Origin of the sequence: Alistipes ihumii AP11 (assembly GCF_025144665.1) — a bacterium.
Lineage (GTDB): Bacteria > Bacteroidota > Bacteroidia > Bacteroidales > Rikenellaceae > Alistipes_A > Alistipes_A ihumii.
In genome coordinates this window covers 898,468-913,811 of the sequence record NZ_CP102294.1, presented here as the reverse complement: position 1 = coordinate 913,811, position 15,344 = coordinate 898,468, and the positions used below count along the sequence as shown (strand labels likewise).

Sequence of the window (15,344 nt, the reverse complement as noted above, 5' to 3'; positions counted from 1 at the left end):
AATACACCGGAAAGCGATGAATGGAAAAATCGAGAAACTGGTCTTCTGCCTTTTCCTGCTGATACCCTGTTCGGGATTCACTCAAAGAGTCATGACTCTTTCCGAGTTGATGACCGACATGCAAAATCGCAGGGAGCACTATATCGACAGCATGACCATTCTGATTGAGAATTCATGGAAAGTGAGATGGAAATATTCGCGTTCCCAAACGAGAGAATTGGTACGCGATGCGGATTTTCTGTTCATTCCGAGCATGGAAATCAAAGAAGAAGACTCGGTCGAGCGCGATTATACCCGTTTGGATCAATTACTCTCTTCGTTAGAGTTTCAGAACGATTTTTTCCCTGTTTATAATATTTTACTGTTTAAAAATGATCGTTATTTCAGCAGTTATTTCGATTCTGGTATAAGGATTATCGGCGCTCGAATTCCAATACGTCCGTACCCAATACCGATAACGCCTGAATTAAAGCGAGAGGCTGAATTGATCTGGAGCCTGAAACCCGTAATGTGTTTTGGTATCGACGTATTCCCCGGATCGATACTATGGATAAAAACCGAAGATAACCGATGGCTCGTGGTAAATCAGAAAACCGAGCAAGTATCCGATGCTCAAACCTATTTGGATTCTTTAGATGCCGACAAACTTAAGAAAGAGATTGAGCAAAAGAACGCTATACCTATACAGAATCGTTATTTATGGGATTATTGTAAAATTGGACCGGATGGGAAGGTAATAGAATGGACAAAAAGGTTTTATTGGCGTTAAAATGCAGGACAGGCGGAATAATTTCCGCCTGTCTTTTTTAGATATTGCATCCTTACAATCTTTCTAATTCTTTTTCCTTCTCACCATCCCCGCCACCCCTTTCTCCGTCTTGACGAGCTCGTACCGGTCGAGCCTCTCGTACAGCTCTCCGAGCGTTTTGCAGCCGTATCGCTTGATACGGTACTTGGGCGTCAGCTTCTTGAGCGCCGTTCCGAACTGCGAGAGCGAAATTTGTATTGATCTGAAAAACAGGCGTTGGGGTTGGTTTCACCTTCCCTAATGGGTATTTGCAGGAGACGAGGAAGTTTCCTACATTTACAGTGCTACGGGCGAGAAACTCGCGTAGTAATATGAGATTTTTTCATTCCGAAAATATGGGATAAGTGATCGGATGATTATGACCAGAAAAGAATTGGAGCGAAAACTTGAACAATTAGGATGTTTAGATTGGTATTCTTTAGATGGTTCTCTTTGTTCTGATCGTCGTATTTTGACCGAAAATACTCCATCCTATAAGGACTAAGTTTTGAAGTTTGTGCTTCATCAATATCGTCCCGCCAATCAAAAATGATTTAAGATGGAACGGAAATTTACTTTCATGATTTGTCTTTTTATGTTCATGATTTCTTCCGCGATAGGACAATCATGTGAACAAAAGTTCATTGATGAATTACAAAAAGAATATGCAACGCTTGTTCCGTACTATGTAAAGGGTATTAAAAAGGCAAAAATGAAATATCCCCTAGATATTCCGGATAAATGGCATGAAATTGAAATTCCTGATGAACTCATTGTGAATCAAAACACTTTTTTTATCCTTTATGTTTATAGTCCTATCGATTCAACAAAAACAGGAGAATCTTTATGGTGTTATTTAGACCCCTTGCTTATTAATAATTTAGGTGGATATTTTGCTTATGTCCTTATCGGTGATTCTATATATGGGGTACGTGAGTCAGGCGGATGGGGTAGAGGGTTGTTTAAGAGGATATGGTATGATCTCTATCAAGCCAATGATTCGGCGGATCGCAGATTAGTCCATGCTATGCGAACTTATCAACCGAATGTAGTTTTCCACGTAGAGGATGCGACTATCAAAGATAAATATGTATATTTTTTGAAAAACAATAAACTTCAGATATTCAATATCGAAACGGAATGTTTTGAAGAGATCCATCCAGATCATCCTTATGTGCAACGGTCTTTGAATTTTTATCAATATTTTCAACGTTTAAAACCAGTATCTCCTGATTTAACGGTTGACCGTCAATTTTTTCGGTCTCATGCCAATTTTTAGAAGCAGAAAGCGGTTTTTCGGTGACATCATTCAATCTTTAAAGTCAATATGACAAGAAAAGAATTAGAGCGAAAACTTAAACAATTAGGTTATCTTGACTTATACTCTTTAGATGGATCGGTTGGGCCAGATCGTGTAGTCCTTTATAAAAATTATGCTGTATGGGAAGTTTTTTATATTGACGAAAGAGGGAATCGCACAGTGCCGAAATTATTTTCTTCCGAAGAAGAAGCATATGATTATCTATATAAAGAGGCTGTTGACATGTATGAACTTCTCCATAAAGACTATGGTACGCCTCAAGGTGAAATACAACCATCTATCACCGTACAAGGAGATAATTTCGAAATGACCTGTACAAGGCCGACGTCTGAAACATCCGAAAAGAAAGATTGAAGAACGACAGAACGAGTCGGTGTTCTTTGAAGTGGGGACCTTGATCTTGCAGTGAATATTTTTGAAGTTGAGGTTGTTGGGGGACATGAAAGGATTTGGAAAAGATGCTGAACTCTTGTTAAACGACACAATCATATGGCAATCCGATTGATGGCTCCGTTGGCTTTTGGGTATAAGATCTTACAGAACATTGTGAATCAGGTATAAAATAGAGTCGGATTCTGTGTCGATAGAATCCGACCGTTAACGAAAGTCTTTTGGAATTATTCCGAATTCTTTGATCTATCATATAAAATACTCCAAACAGAATAAAGAGGACAGACGAGTTAAAAAATGAAATACGATGAAAAAGGGAATGCTGTATTTTTTGCGGTACCGTTCATTATGATACTGGTAGCGTTTACATGTACAAAGGATGAAGGACCTGATTGCCACAAGCGGATTACGGTGAAAAATGCGTCGGAGATACCGTTGTATGTTGTCCATGAGTTATTTTACAATTGGACCTCGGTACCAACATATCCCGGCAGATATGTTTTGCTAGATATTTCGGATACGGTCACGAGAAAACAATATCTTGTTCCTCCTTTGACATTAGACAGTGACGTTGTATCAACAGAAGGTATTTGTTACGAACAGAGAATTAGGGAAAGTCCGGGCGGTGCCTGTTTGAAAATTTTTTTATCGATGCCCGGATGGTCGATTCATTGAACACCTTGGATAAATTGATAGAGCATAACAAGGAGATCTGTTTGGGTACTCGAACATTCCGAACGATGGATGAAATGAGAGAAGCGAATTTTACGGTAACCTATCAGTAGTAGAACGATGTTCTTGTTAAGAGACGACATTTAAGACATGAAAACAATGAAATGGATTAGCTGTTTTGGTCTGTTATTATATTGCTGCACCTCATGTGAGGGGATTAGCGATATATTGTATGTTCGTAACGATTCTGATGAGGCCATATATGTTTACTGCATCTGTGGAGATAAGGATTCTTTGCCCTCGCATCCGAAATTAGAATTATTCCATTTTTCATCTGCTGACATGAAAGATGCTTATGGTAATTCTGTCGAACCTCGATTTGCTTCGCCTTCTTATAGGATAAACGCCTATGATATTGGCTCATTAAAGGGCGGATTGGAAGGAAGATTATGGAACACCTCCTCCCAAAAACGACTCTCATGTAAAGAAAATAAAATGACGCTTTTTTTTATTACAGAAAAAACAATGCGTAATTATGACTGGGGAGATATTTACAGGAATCAATTATATGTAAAAAAAATAACATTAACAGAGGATGAGTTAGTGAAAACCAATTGGTTGTATGTTTATAAACCTTAATAAGGTTATAAGAAGACAAGCAAGAAGAATTCCGCCTGTCTTCTATAATTAGATATTGTATTATTACAATTCCCCTAATTCTCTTTCCCTTCTCACCATCTCCGCCCCCCCCTTTCTCCGTCTTGACGAGCTCGTACCGGTCGAACTGCTCGTACAGCTCTCCGAGCGTTTTGCGGCCGTAGCGCTTGATACGGTACTTGGGCATCAGCTTTTTGAGCGCCGTTCCGACCTGCGAGAGCGAAATTTGTATTGATCTGAAAGGTAGGCACTTGTGTTAGTTAAGCCTTCCCCGACGGATATTTGCAGGAGACGAAGAAGTTTCCTACATTTACAGTGCTACGGGCGAGAAGCTCGCCAAGAAGGCAGGGGGTTCTTTCACATATTACCGTGGAGTCATGGTGTATCCCAGCAATACTACGTTGCTGTATATGCAACATCCCGAAGGCACAGTAAGCATGGCTTCCGACGGATACACCTACAATTATTTCAAAACAGACCATACAGGCAGTACCCGTGTATTACTCAGCGCAGTAAACGGATCCTTGCAGCAGCAGACGACGGATTATTATCCGTTCGGGCTTGCATGGGAATATAACAACTTGAATAAGAATAAGTATTTATTCTCGGGCAAGGAATTGCAAGACGATGATATCGGCACTTCGGGGCTGCTCGGGTTATACGATTTCGGAGCCCGTTATTACAACCCGGTTCTCGGACGTTGGTTCAATGTCGATCCGGCCTCTCAGGTAGCCAATTCTTATCTATTTTGCGGTAACAGTCCGGCGGTATACGTCGATAAAGACGGTCGGGTCTTCGCAATCATACCGGCTATCGCTATGGGAGCAGCTATCGGTGCGGTTTCCTATACTCTGGATGTTGCTTTCAGCGACGGCGGTTTTCGTAATTGGAACTTTGGTAAATTCATAAAGTCTATGGCCCTAAGTGCCGTGTCTGGAATAGCGACTGCCGGAGTAGGAGAAATATTTGGCCCTACCGGTGGTTTTTGGAATGAAGCAGGTCGAGGTCTGGCACATGGTATAGCTCAAGGTGGATTATCGGCTATAGACGGAGGGAATTTTTTGAGTGGCTTTACTGCCGGCGCCCTCAGTTCTTGGGGTGTTTCGGGTTTCCAAGAATGGAAAGGTGTCGGAAATACCATAGCAGGAATGTATATTTTCGGCGGCATATCGGGAGGGATAGGTTCCGCAGTCTCCGGTGGAAACTTTTGGGAAGGAATGGCCAGAGGTTTAACGATTACAGCACTGAATCATGCTCACGCAGCATGGGAAACAGTAGCCGCACTTAAAGGCGAATTGCCCGTCTATTCGGGTAAAGCAATGGAAAATGGAGATATGGGAGGATGTACATACGCTGTATTAAAATCAAATGCTGAGTATTCGGGAAAGGAATTACCTGCTAATTTTCAAATAGAAGCAGACGGTGCCGATTATAACCAACTCGCAAATAAAAATGGTTTACAAACCGACAACATAAAAGTAGATGAAATTGAGGCTACATTAAAGCAAGATCGTCCCATTGCCGTTTCTTACACTGTACAGGGAAGAGGACATACGGTCGGTATCCAAGAGTTTCAACAGAAAACATTGCCCAGTGGGAAAACTCGACAAAGATTCAAAGTCATGGATCCGGATGTAGGGAGTATCGTATTTAAATCAGACATCATAGTCAAGCTTTATAATCCTTTTGTATTGCGTATTCTAAAATAATTTATTATCATGAAAAGAAACTTGTGGATCGTTTTGTTCTTGTGTCTTCTTCATGAGACGCATGCCCAATCCGTCTCGTATCCTTGTTTTGACCAGTTGCAGCAAGAGCGGTCTTTTCTACAGGAATTCGCCCGCAAGGAAATCGTTCGAGCATGGAAGGTTTATTATGATTACAGTAAGCGTTATAGTGAATCCATTTTGGATACGATCGATGTATTGTGTATCCCTACGCTCCACATCAATATTTACCAATATCCGGAGAGGGATTTCACGGTAATGGATTCCTTGTTTTCTTCTTTGTTATTTTCCAAAAAAAAGCGTCACCCCGGTTGTGTGTATAAAGAAATTATGTGGTATAAGGATACCTTGTGTTTAGGGAACTTCGAAGGAATTTATATCCGTGCCACCAATGCATTCGATTCTTTGGCTCATATCCGGTGGGCTGGTCGGACCGGAAATGAAATAGCATTCCGGGCAATTCGGAAAATCAAATACAAATTGATTTTTGCTATTGAATGGTTCAATGCATGGTGGCTGTTATTGCCGGATAATTCGTTATTAGTTTATAACAGGAAAGATAATCATTTTTATCAGCCACAAGAATATTTGGATAAATATGCACAACGCGTACATGACCCATATTTTAGGGATTTTACACGTTGGGATCAAGGAATGTGTTGCAAATGGAGAAAATACAGAAATAAAGCCAACCGACACGACTGAAATCGAAACGCTGGGTGATATTTTATAATGGTAGAAAACAATTAAATGCACATTTGACCTGAAAAAATAAAATGATCCCAAGCATAATTCTCTTTATAAAAAGGGACTGTCTAAGATTTGTTAGACAGTTCCTTTTTAAGAATGCTAATTACGAAATCAAACAGGTCGTTGCAGGCAATCAAAGTTTAGCTATATTTATAGCGCATCGGGCGAAAAACTGGCCTGCGATGCGAACAGTTCTTTAACCTATTACTGTTCCGTAATGATCTCCGGCAGCGACGACAAGTTGCCGTACATGCTCACTCCGGAAGAGACTGTATCGGAGATCGTAATGACGAAATTAGATTATCTGGAGGATTCTCATTCCGTAAATTTTCTTCTCACCATCCCCGCCACTCCTTTCTCCGTCTTGACGAGCTCGTACCGATCGAGCCTCTCGTACAGCTCTCCGAGCGTTTTGCACCCGTAGCGCTTGATGCGGTACTTGGGCATCAGCTTCTTGAGCGCCGTTCCGACCTGCGAGAGCGGCACTGTCGTATGGAGTTCCGGAGAACCGGATTCGGGAAAACGGCGGAAAAGATTACCCGGAAAAACGGACTGGGCGTCCTGACCTGCTTGTCTCTCCGCCTGTGTCCGTGCCGGAGCCTTTATTCCCCGAGAATCCGTCGGGCTCTTTCCAGCGCCGCATTGATGTTCGGGCAGATGTTGTCGGGGCCCAGCAGTTCGTAGAAGCCCGAGCGCTGCAAGGCGGCGTGTACCGTGTCGTTGACGCCCGACAGTACGACCTCGATCTTCTCGCGGCGCGACATCACGCACAGGTTCGTCAGGTTGTGGATGCCCGTCGAGTCGATGAACGGAACCTTCCGCATCCGGATCACGCGCACCTTGGGCCGGTCGCCGAGTTGGGCCATCAGCTCCTCGAACTTCGTTGCGATGCCGAAGAAGTACGGGCCGTTGATCTCGTATACCTCGACTCCCCGGGGGACGGTCAGGTGTTCCTCGTGTACGGCGACGTCCAGGCCGGAGCCCGGGTCGATCTCGTCGCGGATTACGGAGATTTCGGTCGTTTCCATTACGCGCTTCATAAACAGCACGCAGGCGATCAGCAGACCGACTTCGATAGCGACGGTCAGGTCGAACAGCACGGTCAGCGAGAAAGTGAGCAGAAGCACCGTCACGTCCGCGCGCGGATTGCTGAGCAGCGCCCGGAACGTCCGCCAGCCGCTCATGTTGTACGACACGACGATCAGTACGCCGGCCAGACAGGCCATCGGGGTGTACTGCGCCAACGGCATCAGGAACAGCAGGATCAGCAGCAGCACGACCGCGTGGACGATTCCGGCTACCGGCGTCCGTCCCCCGTTGTTGATGTTGGTCATCGTGCGGGCGATCGCTCCCGTTGCGGGAATACCGCCGAACAGCGGCGTTACCAGATTGGCCGCTCCCTGCGCGATCAGTTCGGTATTCGAGTCGTGGCGGTCGCCTGTTACGCCGTCGGCTACGGTGGCCGACAGCAACGACTCGATGGCGCCCAGCACGGCGATCGTCACGGCTACCGGAAACAGGTTCTTGATCGCTTCCCAGTTCAGTTCGGGCACGGCGGCGCCCGGCAGGCTCGATCGGATCGTGAAGCGGTCGCCGATCGTGTCGATGCCTTCGATGCCGCCGTACCGCTTCAGAAAGTAGACGCCGACGGTCACGACGACGATGGCGATCAGCGATCCCGGTATTTTCTTCGAGAATTTCGGACTCAACGCGATAATCAGCACGCTCAGCACGCTGATGGCGGCGTTCCACCAGTCGACCGTGCCGAAGTGGCGGAAATAGAGCAGCCACTTGCCGACGAAGTCGCCCGGAACCTTCTCGCCTCCGAAGTCCAGACCGAACACGTCGGCGATCTGCGTCGTGAAGATCGTCACGGCGATGCCGCTCGTGAAGCCGACGACGACGGGGTAGGGGATGAACTTGATGACGGCTCCGAGCCGGAAGACGCCCATCAGCACGAGCAGCACGCCGGCCATCAGCGTGGCGACGATCAGGCCCGCCTCGCCGTATTGCTGGATGATGCCGTATATGATGACGATGAATGCGCCCGTAGGCCCTCCGATCTGTACGCGGCTTCCTCCCAGTAGCGAGACGACCAGTCCGGCGAGGATGGCCGTGACGATGCCCTTCTCGGGCGATACGCCCGAGGCGATGCCGAACGCGATAGCCAGCGGCAGCGCGACGATGCCGACGATGATGCCGGCCATCAGGTCGGAAGCGAACGTGCGTTTCGAATAGTTTTTCAGACAGTCGAACAGTTTGGGTCTGAACTCCAAAAGTTTCATGATGCGTTTGAATCGATTTTCCGTGATAGTTCGGTAAAGAGGCTGCAAAAGTACGCAAAAAATCGGAAGATGCGTACCGTTTCGCACGTCGTTCCTCGTGTTTATTCTTTCTTCGTCAGGGCGGGAGGCGTCCGCCTGATTGCCGGGCGGGACGGAGCGGGCCGCAGCCGTGCGGCGAATGTCTTTTCATGCGGTCTGCGGACCGTAGGGCAAAGGAGTGTCGTGCGGGAGCGGATGCGCCGTTGTCTGTCGGAGTAAAGGGCGCCGGATCTTGTCATTGCAAGGAAGGGGCACGGTCCGGTTGCCGGCATCGTCGTGCAACCGTGGCCGGGCTACTGCCGAGCGACCGTTGAGGATTCCGTGTCCGGCCCGGATCGTTGCAGGGGGCGGGACCGTGTCCGGCCGGAGTCCGTACCGACGGATTCCGCGGCGGGGAGGCGATTCGGATACGAGGAGAATCGGTTTCGCTTCCGAAATATAAAAAGGCGGCCGAATGCGTCGATGTACCAAGTATGCCTGCCCTCGGATTTCTATATTCGCCAGTCGCGGCTCGCGACCGCAGAATGCGCGTCGGATTTGGCTTCTGCCGAATCTTCTCCGGCAGAGGAAATTTCGGGCGGAGAATCCGGAAGTGTCGAAAATACGAGAATGGGTACTGTTGAGTGTAAACAATAAAGAAAGGCCGGCCCCCATCGGGTTCCGGCCTTATGCGGTAAATCGAACGGCTTACTTGAATGCCTTGCCGATCGCGATGAAGTCGTCGGCCACGAGCGCCGCGCCTCCGATCAGGCCGCCGTCGACGTCCTCTTTCGAGAAAAGCTCGGGAGCGTTGCCCGGCTTCGCGCTGCCTCCGTAGAGGATAACGGTCTGGTCGGCTGCGTTGCCGAACTTCTCGGCGAGCACCTGACGGATGAAGGCGTGCATCTCCTGTGCCTGATCGGCCGTAGCCGTCTTGCCCGTACCGATGGCCCATACCGGTTCGTATGCGACGATCAGTTTCGAGAACTGCTCGGGCGTCAGGTTGTAGACCACTTCTTCGATCTGGGCACGTACGACGTCGAAGTGTTTGCCGGCCTCGCGGTCCTCGAGCTTCTCGCCCACGCAGTAGATCGGTGCGAGGTTGTTCTCGTAAGCCTGAGCCATTTTCTTGTTCAGCGTTTGGCTCGTCTCGCCGTAGTATTCGCGGCGCTCGCTGTGGCCGAGGATCACATATTCGACGCCCAGCGAGGCGATCATCTTGGCCGATACCTCTCCGGTATAGGCGCCCTTGGCTTCGGCTGCGCAGTTCTGGGCCGACACGGCGATGCCCGTTCCTCGGGCGGCCTTGACGATCTCCGAAAGGTGGGTGAACGGAGGAGCCACGATGAAGTTCACGCATGAGCAAACCTCGCCCTTCTGGGCGGCTACTCCCTTGAACAGTTCGACACCCTCCGCCGGAGTGGTGTTCATTTTCCAGTTTCCTGCGACAATTTTCTTTCTCATAATGATATATCGGTTAAATGCAATGTCTTTTTTGTTCTCTGCCGTCCGTGCCTGCTCACGCTCGCTTGCGGATGTCTATGTAGTTGCCCGTCGCCTGCTCGACCGCCACCTTGCCCGTCCCGTTGCACTGGGGACAGCGCACCTTCCCCTCGTAGAGTTCGTGTTCGCAAACGCCTTTGAATACCCAAGATTTGACGTATACGTCGTTCCGGGCTACTGCTCGGGCGATCCTCTCGCGCAGAGCGTTGTCGCTCGTTTGGGCATAGAGCCCGTCCGCTACCCGGACGTATGAGGACAGGTCGCGGACCCCCATGGCCTGCAAGTAGCGGACCGGATGGATTCCGACATCGCCCCATATCTGCTTGCGACACAGAAAACCCTTCCCCTCGCATCCGAGCGCATAACTCCCGTAATCCCTGTAATCGCACGGACTCGGCAGCATGGCCGTCTCGGGTACGATAAATCCCCGGTCGCCGCAATGGGGACATACCCGGGCGTTCACGGACATCTTCCCCCCGCAAGTGGGGCACAAAACGAGATAAGACATATCGGGTCGTTTTTATGTAACGTATTGCGAAGTGTTTCTTTTCCGCTTTCCGCATGTTGCTCGCGGGACAGCCCGGCGACCGTGCGGAGACGGCCGGGCGCTCGCTTATCCGGCCGTCCAGCCTTTCACTTCGTCGAGCGTCGGATTCTGCAGTCCGAGCTTGTTCTTCTTGTTGTAACCGCACAGGTCGTTGTGCAGCTTGCCCGGCGCGAGCTTCTTCAGCGCTTCGACCGTCAGAAAGCCCATTTTATGCAGCACGGGGACCCATTGCTCGGGAATGCCTGCGGCGGCGTATTTCTCGGGACCGTCCTTCTGGGCGGCCTTTTCGGGACGCATCTGCGGGAAGAACAACACGTCCTGAATCGTCGTCTGGCCCGTCATGAACATCGTGAGCCGGTCGATGCCGATGCCCATGCCCGAACAAGTCGGCATGCCGTACTCCAGCGCGCGGACGAAGTCCATGTCGATGAACATCGCCTCGTCGTCGCCTTTCTCGCTCAGGCGCAGCTGTTCCTGAAAGCGCTCCAGCTGGTCGATCGGGTCGTTCAGCTCGGAATAGGCGTTGCACAGCTCCTTGCCGGTCACGAACAGCTCGAACCGCTCGGTCAGGTCGGGATTGCTGCGGTGGCGCTTGCACAGCGGCGACATCTCGATCGGGTAGTCCGTGACGAACGTCGGCTGGATCAGATCCTGCTCGCAATAGGCGCCGAAAATCGCGTCGATCAGCTTGCCCTTGCCCATGGTCTCGTCGGTCTCGACGTTCAGCTTGGCGCAGGCTTCGCGCAGTTCCCGTTCGCTTTTGCCGGTGATGTCGAAGCCGGTCTTCTCGCGGATCGCGTCGGTCATCGTCACGCGGCGGAACGGGCCGGCGAAATCGACCGTGTGCTCGCCGATGCGCACTTTCGTCGTGCCGTGCAGCGCCAGTGCCACCCGTTCGAGCATCTGCTCGACGAACTCCATCATCCAGATGTAATCCTTGTAGGCGACGTATATTTCCATGACCGTGAACTCGGGATTGTGCGTGCGGTCCATGCCCTCGTTGCGGAAGTCCTTGCCGAACTCGTATACGCCGTCGAACCCGCCTACGATCAGCTTCTTGAGGTACAACTCGTTGGCGATCCGCAGGTAGAGCGGAATGTCGAGCGCATTGTGATGCGTGACGAACGGGCGGGCCGACGCTCCGCCGGGAATCGACTGCAGGATCGGCGTTTCGACCTCGACGTAGCCCCGTTCGTTGAAAAAGCGGCGCATCGTGTCGATGATCTTCGTGCGCTGCAGGAATACCTGACGCACCTGCGGATTGACGATCAGATCGACGTAGCGCTGGCGGTAGCGCAGCTCGGGATCGCTGAACGCGTCGTACACTTTGCCGTCTTTCTCCTTGACGATCGGCAGCGGCCGCAGCGACTTGCTCAGCAGTTTCAGCTCCTTGCAGTGGACCGACAGCTCGCCGGTTTTGGTGACGAACGCGAATCCGCGCACGCCGACGATGTCGCCTATGTCGAGCAGCTTCTTGAAGACCTTGTTGTAGAGCGTCGCTTCGGGATCGTCTCCGCACACTTCGTCGCGCTTGATGTAGACCTGTATCTTGCCCGTATGGTCCTGCAGCTCGAAAAACGACGCGCTGCCCATGATACGGCGCGAGAGGATGCGCCCCGCGATCGATATGTCGGAGAAGTTCTGCTTTTCGGGCGAGTACTCCGCGGCGATCTGCGCGGCCGTGGCGGTCACCTCGTACCGGGCGGCCGGATAGGGGTCGATTCCCAACTCGCGCAGCTGCGCGAGCGAGTTGCGGCGGATCTGTTCCTGTTCACTGAGTTCTGCGATGCTCATGGCGGTTTCTTTCAGAATTTAATACCGGCGCAAATGTACGAAAATTCTCAGAGTTTTTTGCCGCCGGCGGGCCGAAAACGCGCATTTTCGGCCTGCCGGCGGCTCCGGTCCGCTACGGCTTGGCCTTCAGCTTGCCCGTCTTGTTGAACTTGTATCCGATGCCGATCGTCCAGTAGCGTCCGAACATGCGCGACCAGTTGTTGGTCACGTAGTCCGACATCATGCTCGAGGTGAAGCTCTCGTTACGGTTCAGAATGTCGTATACCGTCAGGCTGATGTCGCCCGAGCGGTTCTTGAACAGCTTGATTCCGAGCGAGAGGTTCCACGTATGCGTGTCGACGTCGCCGCCGGCATACGAGAAGCTGTGGTAAAGGTAATAGGCGTAGTTCGTTTCGAAATAGGCGTGCTTGAGGAAGTTGACGCGCACTTGGGCTCCGGTCTGCTGCGTGATCGTGCTGTTGTCGTCGCGGAGCGAGTTGGAGGAGTGGTTGTACGAAAGGTTCGCGCTGAGCGAGAACTGGCAGACGGTCGATTGGTTGCCTGTCAGATGCACTCCTATCCGGGGCGACAGCGAGTTCGTGTAGTCGAGCTCTTCTCCGATATACGAGGGCCGGCGGCTGTATCCGATGCCGGCCGTGCAGTTCAGAACCGACTTCAGCGGCTTGAGCGGAGTCGAGAAGTTCCCGTTGGCCTGAACCGATCCCGAGCCGTTCACGTTGACCGGCGTCGTCAGCGTCGAGCCTTTCGGCGCGACGTAGCCTCCGTATTGCTCGAGCGGGGTATCCTCGGCGAAAAAACGCTGGCGGGTGGCGATGTCGCGCACGGTCAGGTCGGCCGACAGGTTGAATCCCACCGAGCGCGAGCTCTTCGTGTCGGTATGGTAGTAGCCGAGCGAGACCGAGTGGGTGTAGCTCTGTCTGAGACCGGGGGTTCCGCCTGTGAGGCTCAGTCGGTTGCGCGTGTCCAGCTCGGCACGGAGCTGCTCGACCGAGGGCTGCCGGGCCGAGCCGCTGTAATTGAAGTACAGATTGCGGGTCTGTCCGATCGAATAGTGGAACGACAGCGACGGCTGCAGGCTGCGGAACGTGCGTCGGTCGTCGTGCGTTTCGGGGAAGGTCTCGTCCCGGTTTTGCCGGGCCGACTGGTAGCCCATGCGCACGAACAGGTAGCAAGTCTGACTGTATCGGTTGAATCCGAGTTCGGCGGTCTGAGTCGTGTAGTTGCGCGTGTAGTCGTAGGTCGAGGTCGTGTCGATCAGTCCGGTGAAGCGGTCGACGGCCATCCGCTTCGAGTGGCTGTTGTCGACCGAAATGCCGTAGCCGGCCGTTACCGAGCTTTTTTCGCCCACAGGCTCCGTGTAGCTGAAGTTTCCTCCCAGCGACCGGCTCCATCCGCCGGCAGTCGTCTCCAAAAAGGTCCGGTCGTTGTCGGTCGAGAGCGAGTCGATCCGCCAGCCCGATGCGTCGTCGCGACTCGTGGAGCCTTGGACGTTCATGTGGATCGCCCGCTTCGGATTGCTTTTGAACGAGTGGGCCCAGATCAGCATGCCGGACAGGTTACGACTCTTCTCGCGGTTGCGCTCCGTCGCGCCGACGCGGTTGGTCGTTTCGCCGTCGAGCTCGTTGCGGGCTCCCCGATAGCTGTGCGAGAGGTCGTCGGAGTATTGGACACTGGTCGCGAAGACGAGGTAGTCGTTCTTCGGGTTATAGCGCAGATCGAGATTGGCCGAGTGTTGCCTGCCGAGGCGCGAGGCTCGGGTCGTGTCGGTGTAGCTGCGCGACCGGTAGGCTTCCGACGGGAAATAGATCTGTTGCGTGATCCGCTGCGTTTCCGACCGCTCGTTGGCGAAGCGGTAGTTTCCCGACAGGGTCAGATGCTTGCCGTAGCGGTGCGTCAGGCTGGCGCCGAGCGTCGTGCTGCGGCGGTCTCCGTCTCCGCCGCCCGCGTATGAGGCGAACCTGTCCCGGATGCGGTTGGACGACTGATTGTTGTTGTTGCTGTTCGCCTCGACCGAGTAAATGCGCCGTTCCGAGAAATAGTTGTACGAAGCGCCGGCTCCGTAGCGTCCCTTGCGGTGTCCGTCGGGGCCCCGGTCGATGTCGGCTCCGTAGCCGGCCAGCGCCTCGACGTTGACGCTTTTCTCGGGCTTGCTGCGCGTAACGAGGTTCATTACCGTGCGTTTCTTGCCGTTCTTGTTGCCCTTGAGCCGCTCCTCCTCGGGCAGTTCGTCGTAGACCTGAATGTCGACTACGTCGTTGGCCGCCAGAAAGTCGAGGGCCGAGCGGGCGTTCTCTCCGAACAGCGGACGGCCGTCGACGTAGGTCCGCTCGATCGTTTTGCCCATGAAGCGGACTTCCCCTTCCTTGAGCTCCATGCCGGGCAGGCCCCGGACGATCTGAAGCGCCTCGTCGCCGGGCAGCACGCGGACGTTCTCCGCATGGTAGACGATCGTGTCTCCGCGTTCGCTCATCAGCGGGCGCCGTCCCTGCACGACGATCTCGCCCAGGCTGATCGGAATCTCTCCGAGAAAAACAGTATCTATCCGGTTCGTTCCGGCTGTCATGCTTACGTTTCGGGTCGTGCCGCGATAGCCGAGGTAGCCGATGCGGAGACGGACCGACGAGTCGCGCACGCTTTCGAATCGGAAGGCTCCCCGGCTGTCGGTTATTCTCAGCAGCGTATCGCCCGGGGTCATCAGCAGTACGGACGCTCCGACGAGCGGGCCGCTGCCGGCCGAGTCGGCGACGACTCCCTCCAGCGAACGGACGGGCGGACGGCCTTGCAGGTCGGTTTGCGCCCACAAGGCCGCGAGAGCCCATAGCATCAGGTATCGGAACATAGTCGGTCTGCGTTGAGGTCCCCAAGGTACGAATTTTTGCCGGATCGGTCGCGC

Annotated in this window: 12 protein-coding genes and 3 pseudogenes; 7 read left to right on the top strand and 8 right to left on the bottom strand. The window is 52.2% G+C overall.

Annotated features, from left to right (window positions below; genetic code table 11):
- Nucleotides 1-16 precede the first annotated feature (16 nt).
- On the top strand, nucleotides 17-769 hold the full coding sequence (locus NQ491_RS03640; protein WP_019244672.1) for a hypothetical protein: 753 nt from the start codon (nucleotides 17-19) through the stop codon (nucleotides 767-769).
- Between the two features lie 63 nt (nucleotides 770-832).
- On the opposite strand, the pseudogene NQ491_RS03635 reads toward NQ491_RS03640, so the two are convergent.
- Nucleotides 833-1,003 (bottom strand): annotated as a pseudogene (locus tag NQ491_RS03635) (OST-HTH/LOTUS domain-containing protein); the annotation flags it as partial.
- Between the two features lie 343 nt (nucleotides 1,004-1,346).
- Here NQ491_RS03635 and NQ491_RS03630 point away from each other — a divergent pair.
- The 4 genes from NQ491_RS03630 (at nucleotide 1,347) to NQ491_RS03615 (ending at nucleotide 3,809) form a co-directional block, all read left to right on the top strand.
- Nucleotides 1,347-2,066, top strand: a complete 720-nt coding sequence (locus NQ491_RS03630) for a hypothetical protein (RefSeq protein WP_147524895.1) — start codon at nucleotides 1,347-1,349, stop codon at nucleotides 2,064-2,066.
- 48 nt (nucleotides 2,067-2,114) lie between these two features.
- Nucleotides 2,115-2,462, top strand: coding sequence for a hypothetical protein (locus NQ491_RS03625; RefSeq protein WP_187119361.1), 348 nt, complete (start codon nucleotides 2,115-2,117; stop codon nucleotides 2,460-2,462).
- 333 nt (nucleotides 2,463-2,795) lie between these two features.
- Entirely contained in the window at nucleotides 2,796-3,173 is a 378-nt protein-coding gene (locus NQ491_RS03620; RefSeq protein WP_147524896.1) for a hypothetical protein, read from the top strand.
- Between the two features lie 156 nt (nucleotides 3,174-3,329).
- Nucleotides 3,330-3,809 carry a hypothetical protein gene (locus NQ491_RS03615; RefSeq protein WP_147524897.1) on the top strand — a complete coding sequence of 160 codons (480 nt, stop codon included), beginning with the start codon at nucleotides 3,330-3,332 and terminating at the stop codon, nucleotides 3,807-3,809.
- A 109-nt stretch (nucleotides 3,810-3,918) separates the two neighbouring features.
- On the opposite strand, the pseudogene NQ491_RS11335 reads toward NQ491_RS03615, so the two are convergent.
- Nucleotides 3,919-4,047 (bottom strand): annotated as a pseudogene (locus NQ491_RS11335) (OST-HTH/LOTUS domain-containing protein); the annotation flags it as partial.
- A 190-nt stretch (nucleotides 4,048-4,237) separates the two neighbouring features.
- Here NQ491_RS11335 and NQ491_RS03605 point away from each other — a divergent pair.
- Nucleotides 4,238-5,536 (top strand): RHS repeat-associated core domain-containing protein, encoded by a 1,299-nt coding sequence (locus NQ491_RS03605; protein ID WP_157365644.1) that lies wholly within the window; start codon nucleotides 4,238-4,240, stop codon nucleotides 5,534-5,536.
- Between the two features lie 9 nt (nucleotides 5,537-5,545).
- On the top strand, nucleotides 5,546-6,259 hold the full coding sequence (locus tag NQ491_RS03600; protein ID WP_019244677.1) for a hypothetical protein: 714 nt from the start codon (nucleotides 5,546-5,548) through the stop codon (nucleotides 6,257-6,259).
- Between the two features lie 360 nt (nucleotides 6,260-6,619).
- Here the strand turns inward: NQ491_RS03600 and NQ491_RS03595 are convergent.
- The 6 genes and pseudogenes from NQ491_RS03595 to NQ491_RS03570 all read right to left on the bottom strand — a co-directional run.
- A pseudogene (locus tag NQ491_RS03595) lies at nucleotides 6,620-6,790 on the bottom strand (OST-HTH/LOTUS domain-containing protein); the annotation flags it as partial.
- A 116-nt stretch (nucleotides 6,791-6,906) separates the two neighbouring features.
- The gene (locus NQ491_RS03590; RefSeq protein ID WP_019244679.1) at nucleotides 6,907-8,589 is read right to left on the bottom strand and encodes a SulP family inorganic anion transporter; all 1,683 of its coding nucleotides are present in this window, start codon (nucleotides 8,587-8,589) and stop codon (nucleotides 6,907-6,909) included.
- Nucleotides 8,590-9,315: 726 nt separating this feature from the next.
- Nucleotides 9,316-10,071 carry a triose-phosphate isomerase gene (tpiA, locus tag NQ491_RS03585; protein WP_019244680.1) on the bottom strand — a complete coding sequence of 252 codons (756 nt, stop codon included), beginning with the start codon at nucleotides 10,069-10,071 and terminating at the stop codon, nucleotides 9,316-9,318.
- A 55-nt stretch (nucleotides 10,072-10,126) separates the two neighbouring features.
- On the bottom strand, nucleotides 10,127-10,618 hold the full coding sequence (locus NQ491_RS03580) for a hypothetical protein (protein WP_147524898.1): 492 nt from the start codon (nucleotides 10,616-10,618) through the stop codon (nucleotides 10,127-10,129).
- 105 nt (nucleotides 10,619-10,723) lie between these two features.
- A complete protein-coding gene (gene lysS, locus NQ491_RS03575) occupies nucleotides 10,724-12,451 on the bottom strand; it encodes a lysine--tRNA ligase (protein ID WP_019244682.1) in 1,728 nt (575 codons plus the stop codon).
- A 112-nt stretch (nucleotides 12,452-12,563) separates the two neighbouring features.
- Nucleotides 12,564-15,290 carry an outer membrane beta-barrel protein gene (locus NQ491_RS03570; protein WP_187119362.1) on the bottom strand — a complete coding sequence of 909 codons (2,727 nt, stop codon included), beginning with the start codon at nucleotides 15,288-15,290 and terminating at the stop codon, nucleotides 12,564-12,566.
- Nucleotides 15,291-15,344 lie beyond the last annotated feature (54 nt).

Bases quoted from the DNA above. Each gene is read 5' to 3' on its own strand.
- NQ491_RS03600 (WP_019244677.1), top strand. From the start codon at position 5,546: ATGAAAAGAAACTTGTGGATCGTTTTGTTCTTGTGTCTTCTTCATGAG.
- NQ491_RS03580 (WP_147524898.1), bottom strand. From the start codon at position 10,618: ATGTCTTATCTCGTTTTGTGCCCCACTTGCGGGGGGAAGATGTCCGTG.
- NQ491_RS03640 (WP_019244672.1), top strand. From the start codon at position 17: ATGAATGGAAAAATCGAGAAACTGGTCTTCTGCCTTTTCCTGCTGATA.
- NQ491_RS03630 (WP_147524895.1), top strand. From the start codon at position 1,347: ATGGAACGGAAATTTACTTTCATGATTTGTCTTTTTATGTTCATGATT.
- tpiA (WP_019244680.1), bottom strand. From the start codon at position 10,071: ATGAGAAAGAAAATTGTCGCAGGAAACTGGAAAATGAACACCACTCCG.
- NQ491_RS03625 (WP_187119361.1), top strand. From the start codon at position 2,115: ATGACAAGAAAAGAATTAGAGCGAAAACTTAAACAATTAGGTTATCTT.
- NQ491_RS03620 (WP_147524896.1), top strand. From the start codon at position 2,796: ATGAAATACGATGAAAAAGGGAATGCTGTATTTTTTGCGGTACCGTTC.
- lysS (WP_019244682.1), bottom strand. From the start codon at position 12,451: ATGAGCATCGCAGAACTCAGTGAACAGGAACAGATCCGCCGCAACTCG.
- NQ491_RS03605 (WP_157365644.1), top strand. From the start codon at position 4,238: ATGCAACATCCCGAAGGCACAGTAAGCATGGCTTCCGACGGATACACC.
- NQ491_RS03590 (WP_019244679.1), bottom strand. From the start codon at position 8,589: ATGAAACTTTTGGAGTTCAGACCCAAACTGTTCGACTGTCTGAAAAAC.
- NQ491_RS03615 (WP_147524897.1), top strand. From the start codon at position 3,330: ATGAAATGGATTAGCTGTTTTGGTCTGTTATTATATTGCTGCACCTCA.
- NQ491_RS03570 (WP_187119362.1), bottom strand. From the start codon at position 15,290: ATGTTCCGATACCTGATGCTATGGGCTCTCGCGGCCTTGTGGGCGCAA.